Here is a 16,350-nt window from a genome sequence, read left to right on the forward strand (position 1 = left end):
CCTTTCTCCCTTAATCGTATCGGTTAACCGAGGTTGGCAAATCCACCTCGCGCCCATTCACCAAATCGTCCAGCACTTTGAAGATCGCGTCGCCATCCGGCGGACAACCTGGAATGAAGTAGTCCATCTTGACCACCTCATGGGCGGGGTACACTTTGGTGGTGATTTTGGGGACATCAACATGGGGAATGACGTTGTCAGAATCAGCAGGTCGTGTCGTTGAAGAGATGTAGGCTTCATCAAGACACTCTGTGAGAGACACCTGATTACGCATAGCGGGCACACCGCCCCAAACGGCACAAGCACCCACTGAAATCAGGATGTCGCAGTTTTCGCGAAAGTGTTCAAGGGTTTCAATGTTTTCTTCATTGGCAACACCACCTTCGATAAAACCAATGGTGCAACGCTCAGTAATGCGCTTCACATCTGTAATAGATGAGCGCGTAATAGCGACTTTATCCAGCAGGCCTAGGAGTCGCTCATCCATGTCCAGAAACGACAAGGTGCACCCCCAACATCCACATAGTCCAATCATCGCGACTTTGATTTTCCCTTCACGCAATGTTTCGGTTTCTTTATCCAAAGGCGTGCAAGGCAATTCATGAGAAAAGATAAGCTTGCAGTCTGTTGAACTCGTACTCATTTGTTTTCACTCCCTGTTGCACGCTCACGTACCGAGGCAATGTCGAATTTGCGCCGACCGATTGGGTCATCGAATCCTACTGCTTTTTTCAAAATGCAGCCCACAGGGCAAAGCTCCATTGCTCGTGTGACCTGCTCATCACTCATTTTGTCGGCCAGTAGCACGTCAATTTCGATGCGGGCTTCGGCACCGCGTCCATTGATGTTGAAGATCTTTTTACCGGTTTCTTCATCTCTGACAAACTCAACGCATCGTTGGCAGAAAATGCATCTGTCGCGCTCTAACCAGATTTTTTCTGAGCGAAAGTCGGTTTCAGTAACAGGGAATCGATAAGGAAAGCGGGAAACCATCATGCCTGTTTCATAACCCACCGCCTGCAGGTCACAACGTCCACTTTTCTCGCAACTTGGGCAGTTATGTTTACCTTCGACAAACAGCATTTCAATCAAGGCTTTGCGGATATCTTTGGTTTCCGGTTCGTTAACTTCCACTACCATGCCGTCCGAAACGGGCACTGTGCATGAGGCGGCGTTATTACCATTGACCTTACAGGTACAAACCCGGCAGGTACCCAGGCAAGGCTTTCCCCTCTGGTAACACAGGGTCGGGATGTAAACACCATTATCTGAGGCGACATCCACTAGCATCTGGTTTTCTTCTGCGGTGACTTCCTTTCCATCGATTGTCAATGTAATGCTCATTTCGATACCTCCGCGGTCTGAATACCGTCTGAACCCTGAAGTGATTCGGTCGCTACCGTGAACTCATGCAGTGCAGCATTCAGGTCAAATGAAGCCAACAGTGGACCGTTTTGTTCCACCAGTTTCTGTTTGTATTCCTCAGGAAATGCCTGCAAAGACGTGATGATGGGTTTTGGAGATGTTGTGCCTAGTCCGCAGCGGCTGGAACCCCGAATAATCTTGGCCCATTCAAAGATCTCATCAAGATCCTGTTCGACCGCCCGCCCTTCGATGATCAGTGAAACTTTGTTGTAGAGCTCTACATTACCTGCACGACAAGGCGTACAGATACCGCATGACTCTTCGACAAAAAAGTGCATAAAGTGTCTGACGATTTCGAGAAGGTTCCGCTCATAACTAAACACCATCAAGGAGCCGTTACAGGAAAGGTCTTTGTAAGAAAATGTCCTGTTGCCATCACGAGCGGCTGATACACATTCACCGGAAGGACCGCTGATTTGTGCAACACGGGGATTTTGTGCCCCGACGAGATCCATAACATCCTGGAGCGAAATTCCCCATTCAATCTCGTAGATACCCGGCTTTCCGACATCACCGGACACGCTTATCAGTCTGGTACCTGCGGACTCTGAAGTCCCCATGGCTTCATACCAACGCGCACCCTGTTCAAAAATGCGGGATACATTAGCCAGCGTTTCCACATTATTGACCGCGGTTGGACATCCCAAAAATCCCTGATGTACTGGGAATGGAGGTTTCACGCGTGGCGTTCCGCGCTTGCCTTCACATGACTCAATCAATGCGGATTCGTCACCACAGATGTAAGCGCCAGCGCCTAACTGGATACGAATATCAAAGTGGAAATTCGGATTACCCCCAATACCCGTTCCCAACAAGCCTCGTTGTCTCAGGGAGCTGAGCGTCGCCTCTAGGTAGTCGACCATATAGCGGTATTCATAACGCAGATAGAGAATTCCTTCATGGGCGCCAATAGCATGGCCTGCGATGATCATTCCCGCAAAAACCTGCTCTGGGGACTCAGTCAAGATGACTCTGTCTTTGAAAGTACCGGGCTCACCTTCATCAGCGTTACAGATTACATATTTAGTCTCACCCGGCGCGTCGTGACATAAACGCCATTTGAGACCCGCAGAGAACCCGGCGCCACCGCGGCCCCGCAGCTTAGACGTGCTGGTTGCATCAATCACTTCCAGTGGTACCATTGTGACAGCGTCACGTATAACGCTGTCGATATCTATCGGGTCACCAAAGAAAATGGGGCCTGGCTGTCGGATGTTAGAGTCAATCAATGCGTGTATATACGCTTTTGAATTTGTCGCGTGACCATCGGGATTACCCAATACTGATGGAGAAACTCCCGCTTTAAGTGCTGCAATCACCATCCGAACTTTGTCGGGTGTTAGGTGAGTAAAGGGAATTCCATTAACCAACATCGCTGGTTCTTGGTCTGAAAGGCCGATACATTGAGTATCAAACAGTCCAAAAGCACCATCTTCAGTGACTTCTCCAAAATCACACCCCACTGCGTTTTGCAATGAGGCTTTCACTTCCTCGTAGCCATTTAATCGTGAGATAACGGTGTCGGACAGGTATATGGTGTGCCGGCCTGACGGATTGTCATGCAGGAAGTGATAAAACGAGAGTGTTTCTCGGACATCTAACGGGGACAGATTGAGCCCCGATGCCAGGATGTTGACGGATGAATCAGAGATATAGCCCTCTGATTCCTGCAGCGCTATCAACATATCTAACAGTCGCTCCCGGCGATGAAGATACCGCGATAGTATCGCCTCTACATTATTGCTCATTGCTTACTCCTTTATGCTTCTTTCTGATGTTGCGTATGGTTTGCAACATCAGCGCGAGCGGATTTTGGGCAAAGTGGTCCTATCCCCTTTCATTAGGGGTCTTCCAGTGGTTGCTTTATTGTGATGATTTATAGAGAGTTTCCGGCATTAGCCGGGGTCAAAATAGCGTACAGCGCTGTCATGCTCGTTGACGGTGAAATTAGGAAGAAATGGGTCCAGGCATTCACACCATTTCTTAAACAAAGCGGGATGCGTGGCTGCGATAACAGTTTTTGAATTCATGGTGTTATCGAAGATATCTAAACCATGAAAAGTGGAAGACATACCCCCTGCTTCCTGGAGGATCAGGCTGCCTGCCGTGTAGTCCCAGAGTTTCTGGTCTCCATGAAGATAGAGCTGACAGCGATTGGCTGCAATCCAGCACCAATCCAAAGCACTGGCGCCGAAACTTCGCTGCGAGCGATAAGGCGGTTCTGCCGCCAGGTTAGAGGCCATGTCATTGGGTAAACGCTTAAAATCGACTAATGCCATAGAGCTTTTTAAGTTAGCCGGAGCTTTTAATTCCGTGCAGTCCAAAGCAACGCCATTCAGCGTTGCGCCGCTACCTGATGCGGCATAAAAGCACTCGTCCCTCACAGGATCGTACACAAGGCCCAGCCATACTTTTCCTTCGTAAATCAGCGCCAGAGAGGTGCAAAAGTAAGGGATGCCAAAAGCAAAGTTACTGGTTCCATCTATAGGATCTAAAACCCAAAAAGGCTGATTGCTGGCGTTAAATATCGATAACTGCATGCCTCGGGATTGCTCTTCGCCCAAAACTGGGACATTCGGCCAGTAAGTCTGTAGTGCTTCAATGATGCGCTGCTGCATGTCGGTGTCAGCGGCGGTGACTATGTCGCTGTTGGGTTTGTAGTTGATGTCGCTATCTCCCATTCCACCCTTGAATCTGGGCAGAACGGCTTTTATTGCTGTGCTTCTGACAATGTCGAAAAGCAAAGACTTGAGGTCTTCATCTGGCATTTTTAGCAAGGTGTACAACTCCAACTTTGCAGCCATGTCTGAGGATACTCCATTCATCTTTCTCTCCCTCTCCCTCTATTGCTGTATAGCAATCGCGATGCCAATTGTTGATATCTTGTTAAAACGCATTAATTCAATAAGTTATAACTTGCATGCTAATCGTCTGTTGTTTGGTTAATACAATCACTAACCAGTTTGTTGACGAAGTGGACAGAAGGTTTCCAGTAAAGAAATGGCCCACATTTGCGGGCCATCTGGTGATAGTGTTTTTGGGTTTATTGCACCACAGTCTTAGGTGAACCGCTTTGTTCCTTGTCCATAGTCAGGTGGTAACGTTCCACCCGCTCAACCTCTTCCCGTGCACCGATAATGACCGGGATGCGTTGGTGTAAACGGTGAGGTTTTACAGACAGGATTCGTTCTCTTCCCGTTGATGCTGCTCCGCCTGCTTGTTCAATAATGAAGCTCATCGGATTTGCTTCGTAGAGAAGGCGTAAGCGCCCTTCTTTGACGTTTTCGCGCTCATCTTTGGGATACAGAAAAATCCCCCCACGCATTAATATGCGATGAACTTCTGCCACCATGGATGCTACCCAACGGGTATTGAAGTCACGCCCCCTCGGGCCGTCTTTTCCGGCCACCACTTCGTCGATGTAACGCTTCACTGCAGGCTCCCAGTGACGCTGATTCGACATATTGATGGCAAACTCGTGGGTTTTTTCCGGGATGGTGAGTTTTGGATGTGTCAGGATAAATTCGCCGATGTCTCTATCCAGGGTAAATCCATTCACACCCTGACCCGTCGTCAGCACTAGATTGGTAGCAGGGCCATAAAGAACATATCCCGCACAGACTTGTTTTGCCCCGGGTTGAAGGAAGTCTTCTTCCGTGGGTTCACTGACACCGGGCGGGCAGCGAAGAATGGAAAAAATTGTCCCTATCGATACGTTCACTTCGGTATTGGATGAGCCGTCGAGCGGGTCAAAAACCAGCAGGTATTTTCCTTTCGGGAACTTGGCAGGAATTGGGTAAGCCTCTTCTAACTCTTCCGATGCCATTCCACCCAAATGTCCTGACCATTCGAGAGCACGGATCAAAATATCATTGGAAATCACATCCAACTTCTTTTGGGTTTCCCCCTGAATATTTTCGGTTTCCGCAGAACCCAGCACGTTAATAAGTTGACCTCGGCTGACATCATCAGCAATTTCCTTACAGGCTGTGACGATGGCACTAAGCAGCAAGGTAAAATCGCCCGTGGCTTCAGGCAGCTTCCGAAGATCTTCAATAATAAATCGTGTAAATGTCGTTCCTTTTCTCATGATTTTCTCTCCTTAAAGCGCAGGTACACGCTTCGAAAAGCGATCATGAGTGGTTTCAACACTCACACGGTTTGAGCCATGCAACACCAGCTCTTCAATCAAAGGCTGCATGATGAGTTCCATGGCGAAACCCATTTTTCCGCCCGGCACGACAATATTATTGCGGCGTGACATGAACGAGCCATCAATCATGTTAAGTAGATACTGGAAATCGACACCGGTTTTCTTTGGATCGCGGAAACGGATAACCACCATGCTTTCATCTAACGTGGGAATATCCCTTGAGATAAACGGGTTAGAGGTATCTACCATGGGAACTCGCTGGAAGTTGATATCTGTCAGCGAGAACTGCGGTGTAATGTAATGAACGTAATCGTGCATACGGCGTAATATGGTGTCAGTCACTGCTTCACGGCTATAGCCACGCACATTGGTATCGCGGTGGATTTTCTGAATCCATTCGAGATTAACAATCGGCACAACACCAATTAGCAAATCAACGTATTGCGCGACATTGTTATTGGACGTTACAACGCCGCCGTGCAGTCCTTCGTAGAACAGTAGATCCGAGCCCTCAGGAATTGACGACCATTGAGTGAAGGTGCCAGGTTTCGAATTATGAAGCATCGCTTCTTCTTCGTTGTGTATGTAATAACGTCGTAGACCAGAACCCGTTTCTGCATACGCACGGAATGTCTTTTCCAGCTCGCTGAAATCATTCCCCTCAGGACCAAAGTGACTCAGGTTCTTACCCTTCTCCTGTGCACGTTTAAGACGCTCACGCATGTCGACACGATCGTATTTGTGGTAACTGTCTCCTTCTATCACAGCGGCTTGGAACTGGTTGCGACGGAAAATTTGCTCCATCGCATTTTTTACTGTGGACGTCCCTGCTCCAGATGAGCCAGTTACCGCCACAATGGGATGTTTTACAGACATAGTTTTTCTCCTTCAGATGGAATGCGGTTAACAGTCAGGTAGTGCTCATCTGACGGAGGGGTCTAACTCGCCTGAGGCATATCGTACCGACATGTCTTCAAGGTTTATTGGTTTGATACGCGATGCCATTCCCGCACAGCCAAAGGCTTCGTAGCGCTCTTTACAGAGTGCCTCCATGGCTTTCGTTGCGGCTTGAAGGAACTTGCGTGGATCAAAGTTACTTGGATTCTGAGCGAGGAAACGCCGTACTGCTCCGGTACTCGCCATACGGAGGTCTGTATCGATATTCACTTTTCGTACCCCGTGGCGTATGCCTTCAACAATTTCGTCTACTGGCACACCGTAGGTCTCCCCCATATCGCCGCCAAACTCATTAATGACTTGCAGCCAGTCCTGAGGGACAGACGATGAGCCGTGCATCACAAGGTGGGTATCCGGGATCCGTTCATGAATCGCTTTCACACGCTCAATGGCCAGAATGTCGCCGGTAGGTGGTCGGGTAAATTTGTAAGCCCCATGGCTGGTACCGATGGCAATAGCCAGTGCATCTACCCCGGTTTGTCTAACAAACATCGCGGCTTCTTCAGGGTCGGTCAGCAGTTGATCATGGCTCAACACACCTTCAGCGCCTGAGCCATCTTCTTCTCCCGCCGTACCGGTCTCTAATGACCCAAGACATCCAAGCTCACCTTCTACCGACACGCCGCATGCGTGGGACATTTCCACAACACGTGCGGTGACATCGCAGTTGTATTCGTAGCTTGCTGGCGTTTTCATGTCTTCATGTAGCGAACCATCCATCATGACTGAGGTAAAACCTTGTTGGATGGATTGCAAACATACGGCAGGTGAAGCCCCGTGATCCTGATGAACCACAACAGGAATTGAAGGCCACTGCTCCACTGAAGCCTGCATTAAATGGCGCAGAAAACTGGCACCGGCATAAGTACGAGCCCCTGCCGAAGCCTGTAAGATAACGGGAGCGTCACAGGAAGCCGCTGCTCCCATAATTGCATGAACCTGCTCCATGTTGTTTACGTTAAATGCAGGAACGCCGTATCCGTGCTCTGCTGCGTGATCTAGCATTTGTCTCAAACTGACGAGTGCCATAACTTTCTCCTTGCATATCAATGATTCAGATGTCGGCCAGCGCTATGATTTAGACGGGCGTGATTGCTTGACCACGCGTTCTGCTTGTCGGACGATTCTTTCTACCGTCAGGCCAAAGTGTTCAAAGAGCGCAGCGGCAGGTGCGGATTCCCCAAAGGTATCGATACCTAAAGCCAGCCCGTCACTTCCCACGTATTTGTGCCAGCCCAAGGTAGAACCCGCTTCGATGGATACCCGGCATTTGAGGGATGGTGGAAGCACGCTTTTTCGATAGTGTTCTGGCTGCTGGTCAAACACGTCAGGGCAAGGCATTGAAACGACTCGGGCATGAATCGACTTTCGATTCAGTAAAATGGCTGCTTCAACAGCGAGTTCGATTTCTGACCCTGTTGCAATCAGGATGAGATCAGGGTCGTCACCCAAGTGCCCTTCATGTTCCTTGAGGATGTAACCGCCCCGCTCAATTAGAGGAAGTTGGTCAGCGCGGCGTAGCTGGTATGGCAGGCTTTGGCGTGAAAACACCAAAATATGAGGTCCAGATTGATCTTCAATCGCTTTCTTCCACGCCACCGCCGTTTCAACCGCATCACAGGGCCTCCAGACGTTGACGTTTGGCATTGCCCTGAAGCTGGTAAGGTGTTCAATCGGTTGGTGTGTTGGACCATCTTCACCCAGTCCAATGGAATCATGGGTGAAGACATAAATGGCGTGTACTTTGGAGAGCGCCGCTACGCGAATGGCATTTCTTGCATAGTCAGAAAATACTAAAAACGTTGCACAGTAAGGAATGAATCCTCCATGCAAGGCTAGGCCGTTTGCTATTGCGCTCATCCCAAACTCACGCACGCCAAAGCGTATGTAGTTTCCATCTGGCGATTCAGGATTATTGTCTAAAGCACCTTTCCAAAAGGTGTTGTTTGAAGGGCTTAGATCTGCAGAGCCACCAATCAGTTCTGGAAGCAATGGACCAAATGCATTCAGGGATTGTTGAGACGCTTGTCTACTTGCAATACTTTGCGCCTGCAAAGCGGCTTTCTTCACGAATTGTTCAGATTCCTCTCCCCAGTTTTTAGGCAGTTGCCCTTCCATCCGACGGAAATATTCCGCTGCTAGCTCAGGGTATTCATCTGCGTAAGCTGAAAAGGTTGCATCCCACAGGTTCTCCCTTAAGGCACCTTGTGTTTTGTCGTTCCAATACGTCTGGATTTTGGTTGGGATCTCGAAAGGATCATGGATCCAGGACATAGATTTTCGGGTGTTGGCAACCTCATCACTTCCCAGTGGCGCACCATGTACATCATGTGATCCGGCTTTGTTTGGGGAACCTTTTCCGATGACAGTTTTACAGCAAATCAAAACCGGTTTGTCTTCAACTGCGCGGGCATCCATGATGGCTTCACGAATCGAGTAATGGTCATGCCCATCTATATCTTCGATTACATGCCACCCATAGGCGCGAAACCTTTGCGGAGTATCGTCGGTTAGCCAGCCATCTACATCACCATCAATGGAAATGCCATTGTCGTCATAAAAAGCAATGAGCTTTGACAGCTTCATTGTGCCTGCCAAGGAGCACACTTCGTGGGAAATGCCTTCCATCAAACAGCCGTCACCGAAAAAGACATAGGTGTAGTGATCAACGATATCGAAACCTGGCCTATTGAATTGCGCCGCGAGGGTTTTCTCTGCGAGCGCCATCCCCACTGCATTTGCCAGTCCTTGCCCAAGTGGACCCGTTGTCGTCTCTACGCCTGGCGTGACACCAATCTCTGGATGTCCCGGTGTTATACTTCCTAATTGTCTGAACTGCTTTAGATCTTCAGTTGTGACGTTATATCCCGTGAGGTGTAGCAGGCTATAAATCAAACATGAAGCATGACCATTGGAAAGCACAAAGCGGTCCCTGTTAGACCAGTTTGGATTTTTAGGATTGTGCTTAAGAAACTCGCGCCAAAGGACGGTAGCGATATCCGCCATCCCCATGGGAGCGCCTGGATGTCCAGAATTGGCGTTTTGAACCATGTCTACAGCTAAAACACGTAACGCGCTTGCACAATCTTCATGAATTTCGTTAGAAGTGGGAGAAAAATGTATCTCGGCTTCAGCCGTTTTATACTCCTCAGAGAACTGACTTACCTTGCTCATTGAAATATTCCCTATCTTTATTTCCTGAAAATGAGTGCCAATCCAAATGGATTGATACTTTTATTCCGTCTCTTTCCAATGTGTTAGCGTGATAAGTCAATCTTGTGTTTTAAATTAACCACGCAAAACCTTACATATAAAAGGTGAATGATTTTGAAATTAAACAGATTGGGTTAAAGTCTCCAATCAGGAATATTTTTGAAAAAGATAAGAAAAACTTATTTCTTTTTATTTCATGAAACTCAGGGAGTCACACCAAGATAAGGATCGTTCTATTTCTTTGTTTTAATTGAATTATCCAATGAGCTCTCAGAGTTGAATATTTTTCTTAGCATGCTAAATACCTTTCAAAAACAGCATGCTAAGTAATAGTTATCTTTGTCATAAAAACTTCCAATTTCACTTTGAATTAAAAATAACAACACTAAGTACAAGGCAAACGCAATTCACATTGCGGATAGCAATTAATTCAACGGCAATAAATAAGGAAATTGGTTATGGCAAAAAGTTATCAGGCAGGAGTAAAGGAATACCGGGAAACCTATTGGATGCCCGAATATGTCCCTGCCGACACCGACCTTCTGGCTTGCTTTAAAATAGAACCTCAAGCTGGGGTTCCAAGAGAAGAAGCGGCAGCTGCAGTGGCGGCGGAATCCTCTACCGGAACCTGGACAACAGTATGGACAGATTTACTGACCGACTTGGATTACTACAAGGGTCGCGCCTATGCGATTGAGGATGTACCAGGTGACGATACCTCCTTCTATGCGTTTGTCGCTTATCCTATCGATCTGTTTGAAGAAGGCTCTGTGGTAAACGTATTGACCTCACTGGTGGGTAACGTATTCGGCTTTAAAGCGATCCGCGCTTTACGCCTTGAAGATGTCCGTTTTCCGATTGCCTATGTGAAAACCTGCGGTGGTCCGCCAAATGGTATTCAGGTTGAACGCGATAAGCTCAATAAATATGGCCGTGCCCTCTTGGGCTGTACTATCAAACCGAAATTGGGTTTGTCTGCAAAGAACTACGGCCGAGCCTGTTATGAAGGTCTTCGTGGTGGACTCGACTTCACTAAAGATGATGAAAACGTTAACTCTCAACCTTTTATGCGATGGCGTGATCGATTTGAGTATGTAGCTGAAGCCGTTCATCGTGCTGAACGAGAAACCGGTGAGCGTAAGGGTCATTATCTGAATGTGACTGCACCAACCCCTGAAGAGATGTATCGCCGCGCAGAGTTCGCGAAGGAACTCGACATGCCAATCATCATGCATGATTACCTCACTGCAGGCTTTACCGCCAATACCGGTCTCGCCAATTGGTGTCGTGAGAATGGAATGTTGCTACACATTCACCGAGCGATGCATGCCGTTCTTGATAGAAATCCCCGCCACGGTATTCACTTCCGAGTGCTGTCGAAATGCCTGCGCCTTTCAGGTGGTGACCATCTTCATTCTGGTACCGTTGTGGGCAAACTCGAGGGCGACCGCGAAGCGACGTTGGGTTGGATCGATATCATGCGTGATCGCTTCATTAAAGAAGATCGTTCACGCGGGATCTTCTTTGACCAAGACTTTGGCTCTATGCCAGGCGTACTTCCCGTTGCATCTGGTGGTATCCACGTATGGCACATGCCTGCTTTGGTCTCTATTTTCGGTGATGACGCAGTCTTCCAATTTGGCGGCGGTACTTTAGGTCACCCGTGGGGTAATGCAGCTGGTGCAGCAGCTAACCGCGTGGCGTTGGAAGCGTGTACACAAGCTCGTAACGAAGGTCGTTCACTTGAGCGAGAAGGCAAAGACATTCTCACCGCTGCCGCGAAACACAGTCCAGAGCTTAAAGCGGCGATGGAGACCTGGAAGGAAATTAAGTTTGAATTCGACACTGTAGACAAGCTGGATGTGGTTCACGCTTAGTCACTTGCGACAACCCAAAGGAGATTCTTATGAGTGAAGTTATGGATTATTCGTCGCGACTGACGGACCCGCACAGCCGCAAGTTCGAAACCTTTTCGTACTTGCCAAGAATGACTGCTGATCAAATTCGGCGCCAGGTTGAGTTTATCGTGAGTAAAGGCTGGAACCCAGCAATTGAACATACCGAGCCGGAAGAGGCGACGGGTTCATTTTGGTACATGTGGAAACTGCCCATGTTTGGTGAAACCAATGTCGATCAGATCCTGAATGAGGCGCAGCTTTGTCATAACCTGAACCCGAACCACCATGTTCGTTTGATTGGTTATGACAATTATCGCCAAAGTCAGGGAGCGTCGATGGTTATCTACCGTGCCCCAGGATTTGAGTAACCCCGAAACTACCCAAGCTCTCTATCCGGTGTAGCTTGGGTACCCCTCTCGATAGGGCCTTGGCTGGGAACGTTTAGTCCTGTGCATCCCAGCCCTTTTTCCTCTCTGCTTTGCAAAAACATGGAGTTAGTTATGAGTCAGGCAATTCCAACCATGCCCCGGGATAACCAATATTTGATTATCTCTGAGCCGTATTATCAAGAATCCGGTGATGAGATGTCCCTTTATCAGGCGGCATATGATTCGCGGATCCCCATGATGTTAAAAGGACCAACAGGCTGCGGTAAAACCCGTTTTATTGAACACATGGCGTGGCGTTTAGGTAAACCGCTTATCACTATTTCCTGTCACGAAGACATGACAGCGTCTGATTTGATTGGTCGCTATCTCCTCAATGCTGATGGCACATATTGGCAAGATGGTCCTCTTACAACCGCGGCAAGAATTGGTGCAATCTGCTATCTCGATGAAGTGGTAGAAGCGCGCCAAGATACGACTGTCGCTATACATTCTCTAACAGACTATCGCCGAACACTCTCGCTGGAAAAGAAAGGTGAACTGCTGCAGGCGCATGAGGATTTTCAATTAGTGATCTCTTATAACCCGGGATACCAGACACTGATGAAAGACCTTAAGACGTCAACTAAACAGCGCTTTGCTGCACTGGAGTTTGAATATCCGGATGAAGAAACCGAAATTTCTATCGTTTGCCATGAAACCGGGATTGATGAAGGAACGGCAGGCCGACTTATTCAAATAGCAAAACATGCCAGAAATCTGGTTGGCCATGGACTCAACGAAGGCATTTCAACCCGACTACTGGTTTATACCGCACAGCTCATCAAAAAAGGAATCCCTCCTGTCGCTGCTTGTCACATGGCTTTAGTTCGCCCTTTGAGTGATGACGCTGATATTCGGGAAACGCTGGAAGCGACGGTTCAAGGTTGTTTTTGACCGATATTTGAGGGCTGATTATGGACGATAAAATGCGTGCGAATAAACGAAGAGTTGAAGCGCAGCTACTAAAAAAAACGGATGGATTAAAGCTCGCTTTTGAGACTGGTTTTCACGAAGCCGAAGCACTGATGAGTACCATTGATTTGAATGAGTACCTGACAGCAGCTTTGTCTTTATTCGATAAAAATCAGTCAGATGAATCAATATCTGCGTTTCTGCTATCCGTTCCAAATACCCATAAATTCGTGAGTGACAGTGTCACTAAAGATATCAAAAATACTATTGTGACTCTGTCTGAATGGTTAGGTTCGGAGCGCCTTTGCCAATATCTGAATACTTTACCTCCAGTTGCAGAAAGGCTCTGTTCAAAGGAAGGCTTGAACATTTACCAAAAGCTGGTTGAGGAATTGGCTCGTACTGCGCCAAGGTGCCTTAAAGTATTTTTGACGCGATCCCCTAGTTTTCTTACATCGTTACCCATTTTAGGCTTGCGTCACTGGGCACTCATTGGCGCTAAATCACATGCAAACCAGATAGACTCCCTAAATAGTTACTTCACACTGACGTCGCCGGAAAGTCAGAATATTTTTCAAAGGCAGCGCCGCGGTACACTTTTTATAGATGCCCAGCGCCAACTTAATTTTTACCTTCGCGCAATCTGGGGCCGCGATTTTTTTCTTCGTCCCAGAATCATCGAGGTCAATAACGCCGAGAATGAACAAAATTCTTCGCCACTATGTGCTATTCAAAGCGGCACCATTTTGTTGCCGGATGCCATGGAAGCTCGGGATCCCAGCAACCCAACACTTTCGGCGAAAAATCTATACCGATCGTCGGTTACTCATGCTGCAGCGCACTTGATGTTTTCTCGACCAGTACAACACGGCGATTACTCTGACATTCAACGCTACTGTTACGGACTCATAGAAGATGCCCGCGTCGAAGCGTTAGCAATCAAAGATTTTCCTGGATTGCGCCAACTATGGATGCCCTTCCATCTTGATCAAGTCAAAAAAAGCAACGGCGAACCCTACCAACTATCACTGGCGTTGCTATCAGGTAATGCTGAAGATGCTCCAGCTCATCTCACTTACGTAGTCAATGCGTTCAATACATTGTTGAGCATGGAAAACTCTTATGAACAGGAAGTCCATAAAGACACGTTAGCCAGACGTTTAGCTTCTGATATAGAGATCAGTGATGGAGACAATTTGCATAATCAGCTTTGTTATCGTGACGATAATACTTACCTCTGGTTTGAAAACGGTGATGAGTTTTACCAATGGTCGCTTCTTTCCGAACCTCAGGTTAAGAGAACCGTCAATGTGATGGAAATGGTCAATGAAATAGACAACGAACTGGCTGATGATAACGCGCAGGAAGTATGGATTCTGGAGTCTGAATTTTTTCGGGATGGCGATCCTGAAAACGTCAGCATGAATGAGCTGGAAGGCAAACAACAAATATCCTCACCCTTTTACTATCCCGAATGGGATTACACCGCAAACCAAAACCGTCCAGCTTGGGTGACGCTTACTGAGCGTTCTGTAAAGAAAGGTGCATCAACAGACATTGATAAACTCATCGAAAACCGACAATCCCAACTCAGGAAAATTAAAGCCATTGTTGAAGCCCTTCAACCAAAAGGACTGCAGCGGTTAAGGAAACAGTTTGAAGGTGATGAGTTGGATCTGGATGCTGCAATCGATGCCATGAAAGAAATTCGTCGTGGCGCGCTGCCGGATATGAACATTGACCAAAGACTCATTCGGCGAGAGCGTGATTTGGCCGTGTTGGTTTTACTGGATCTCTCTCAATCAACTATGGATTCACTACCTGGCAGTCATAGTGATATCAGAGTGCTGGATGTTGCCCAAGAAGCGACAGTGATGTTAGCAAATGCGATTGATGGCATTGGGGATCCGTTTGCCATTCATGGTTTTAACTCTAACGGCAGAAGTGATGTTCGCTATCAACGCTTTAAAGATTTTGACGAAGCCTACGATGACACAACAAAGTCACGGCTAGCTGTTATGGAAGGCGGATTATCAACGCGAATGGGTGCAGCATTGCGACATGCCAAAACATATTTGGCACAGCAACCTCAGCGAAAAAAACTACTGTTAATGATCAGCGATGGCGAACCTGCTGACATAGACAGTCGTGACCCGCTTTATCTTCAGGCTGATACCAAACATGCTATCGATGATGTGTTGATGCAAGGTATCACCCCTTTCTGTCTGACGATAGATCCTGACGCGGACAGTTATGTCGCTCAAATTTTCGGTGAAGGCCATTATTCAATTTTGGATAACGCTAGCCGACTCCCGGATGTATTGCCGAATTTGTTCGCGAGCATTACACGCACGTCTTCATAGGATCTCTAGTAAATCGCTGAAAACACTCTCTGCATAAGAAACAAGGAAAGTTGTTATGCATTTGACGTTAAGACAGCTCAATATTTTTCAGGCGGTGGCAATGCACTTAAGTTTCACACGTGCTGCCGCTGAACTGCACCTCACCCAACCTGCCGTTTCAATGCAGATCAAACAGCTCGAAGACAATATTGGATTGCCGTTGTTTGAGCATTTAGGGAAGTCCCTATTTCTCACTCACGCTGGTGAAGAGCTTCTGGGTTACTGTGAACGCATTTCCGAGCAGTTACGCGATGCCGAAGATGCGTTCGAGAAAATGAAATCACTAACTTGCGGCAAACTTAAAGTGACTGTGGCCAGCACGGCAAACTATTTTGCAGCCAAACTTCTGGCTGAGTTTTCTCAGCAACACCCAGAGATAAAAATCAGCTTGAAAGTCACGAACCGCGAACAATTACTGAAAGACATTAAAAGTAATGATTGTGACTTGGTGATCATGGGTAAACCGCCGGCGGAGTTTGATGTAGAGGCGACAGTATTTATGGAGAACCCATTGGTTGTCATTGCCCCTGTTAATCATCCACTCTGCCAACAAAGGCAAATTCCATTATCTGTGATAGCCAAAGAGCCAATGGTTGTGAGAGAGAAAGGTTCTGGCACGCGGTTTTCTATTGAACGCTTTTTTCTTCAACACGGATACGAACTGAATGTCTCGGCGGAAATGAGTGCCAGTGAAGCAATTAAACAGGCGGTGTCTGCCGGTTTAAGTTTGGGAATAGTCTCCAGTCACACTATTTCTCTTGAACTGGAAGCAGAAAAACTGAAAGTATTGGATGTGGTAGATATGCCAATAATACGGCATTGGTATTTGGTTCGTCGAAGCGATAAAGCGCTATCACCTATCGCACAAGCGTTTAGTAACTATTTGTTAAGTGAAAATAATTTTGAGAGAAAGTCCGTTGAACATCATTTTTAAAAAGTGTGACAGTGTCACCCACCAGATA

At 47.4% G+C, this 16,350-nt stretch carries 13 protein-coding genes; 5 read left to right on the forward strand and 8 right to left on the reverse strand.

Going from position 1 to position 16,350, the window contains the following annotated elements:
• Positions 1-10: 10 nt before the first annotated feature.
• The 8 genes from GCE9029_RS05440 to tkt form a co-directional block, all read right to left on the reverse strand.
• Positions 11-643, reverse strand: a complete 633-nt coding sequence (locus GCE9029_RS05440; protein ID WP_062661510.1) for an NADH-quinone oxidoreductase subunit B family protein — start codon at positions 641-643, stop codon at positions 11-13.
• Positions 640-1,344, reverse strand: coding sequence for a 2Fe-2S iron-sulfur cluster-binding protein (locus GCE9029_RS05445; RefSeq protein WP_062661512.1), 705 nt, complete (start codon positions 1,342-1,344; stop codon positions 640-642). Before GCE9029_RS05445 ends, GCE9029_RS05440 begins: the two co-directional genes overlap by 4 nt.
• A complete protein-coding gene (locus GCE9029_RS05450) occupies positions 1,341-3,173 on the reverse strand; it encodes an NAD(P)H-dependent oxidoreductase subunit E (RefSeq protein ID WP_062661514.1) in 1,833 nt (610 codons plus the stop codon). Before GCE9029_RS05450 ends, GCE9029_RS05445 begins: the two co-directional genes overlap by 4 nt.
• Before the next feature lie 147 nt (positions 3,174-3,320).
• Complete coding sequence (locus GCE9029_RS05455) at positions 3,321-4,250, reverse strand: inositol monophosphatase family protein (RefSeq protein ID WP_063856845.1); 930 nt, start codon at positions 4,248-4,250, stop codon at positions 3,321-3,323.
• Between the two features lie 218 nt (positions 4,251-4,468).
• Positions 4,469-5,515, reverse strand: a complete 1,047-nt coding sequence (locus GCE9029_RS05460) for a class 1 fructose-bisphosphatase (RefSeq protein WP_062661516.1) — start codon at positions 5,513-5,515, stop codon at positions 4,469-4,471.
• Positions 5,516-5,527: 12 nt separating this feature from the next.
• Positions 5,528-6,454 carry a phosphoribulokinase gene (locus tag GCE9029_RS05465; RefSeq protein ID WP_062661518.1) on the reverse strand — a complete coding sequence of 309 codons (927 nt, stop codon included), beginning with the start codon at positions 6,452-6,454 and terminating at the stop codon, positions 5,528-5,530.
• 45 nt (positions 6,455-6,499) lie between these two features.
• Positions 6,500-7,564 (reverse strand): class II fructose-bisphosphate aldolase, encoded by a 1,065-nt coding sequence (gene fba, locus GCE9029_RS05470; protein WP_062661520.1) that lies wholly within the window; start codon positions 7,562-7,564, stop codon positions 6,500-6,502.
• Between the two features lie 42 nt (positions 7,565-7,606).
• A complete protein-coding gene (gene tkt / locus GCE9029_RS05475) occupies positions 7,607-9,709 on the reverse strand; it encodes a transketolase (protein ID WP_082804284.1) in 2,103 nt (700 codons plus the stop codon).
• A gap of 497 nt (positions 9,710-10,206) precedes the next feature.
• Here tkt and GCE9029_RS05480 point away from each other — a divergent pair, with 497 nt between their 5' ends.
• The 5 genes from GCE9029_RS05480 (at position 10,207) to GCE9029_RS05500 (ending at position 16,322) form a co-directional block, all read left to right on the forward strand.
• A complete protein-coding gene (locus tag GCE9029_RS05480) occupies positions 10,207-11,625 on the forward strand; it encodes a form I ribulose bisphosphate carboxylase large subunit (RefSeq protein WP_046302652.1) in 1,419 nt (472 codons plus the stop codon).
• 29 nt (positions 11,626-11,654) lie between these two features.
• On the forward strand, positions 11,655-12,014 hold the full coding sequence (locus tag GCE9029_RS05485) for a ribulose bisphosphate carboxylase small subunit (protein WP_046302651.1): 360 nt from the start codon (positions 11,655-11,657) through the stop codon (positions 12,012-12,014).
• 132 nt (positions 12,015-12,146) lie between these two features.
• Positions 12,147-12,968 (forward strand): CbbQ/NirQ/NorQ/GpvN family protein, encoded by an 822-nt coding sequence (locus tag GCE9029_RS05490; protein WP_082804285.1) that lies wholly within the window; start codon positions 12,147-12,149, stop codon positions 12,966-12,968.
• 20 nt (positions 12,969-12,988) lie between these two features.
• Positions 12,989-15,349, forward strand: a complete 2,361-nt coding sequence (locus tag GCE9029_RS05495; RefSeq protein ID WP_062661522.1) for a nitric oxide reductase activation protein NorD — start codon at positions 12,989-12,991, stop codon at positions 15,347-15,349.
• Between the two features lie 55 nt (positions 15,350-15,404).
• Positions 15,405-16,322: a LysR family transcriptional regulator gene (locus tag GCE9029_RS05500; protein WP_062661524.1), complete on the forward strand. Its 918-nt coding sequence runs from the start codon at positions 15,405-15,407 to the stop codon at positions 16,320-16,322.
• Positions 16,323-16,350: the final 28 nt, after the last annotated feature.

Source organism: Grimontia celer (assembly GCF_900055185.1).
In the GTDB taxonomy this organism is placed as follows: domain Bacteria; phylum Pseudomonadota; class Gammaproteobacteria; order Enterobacterales; family Vibrionaceae; genus Enterovibrio; species Enterovibrio celer.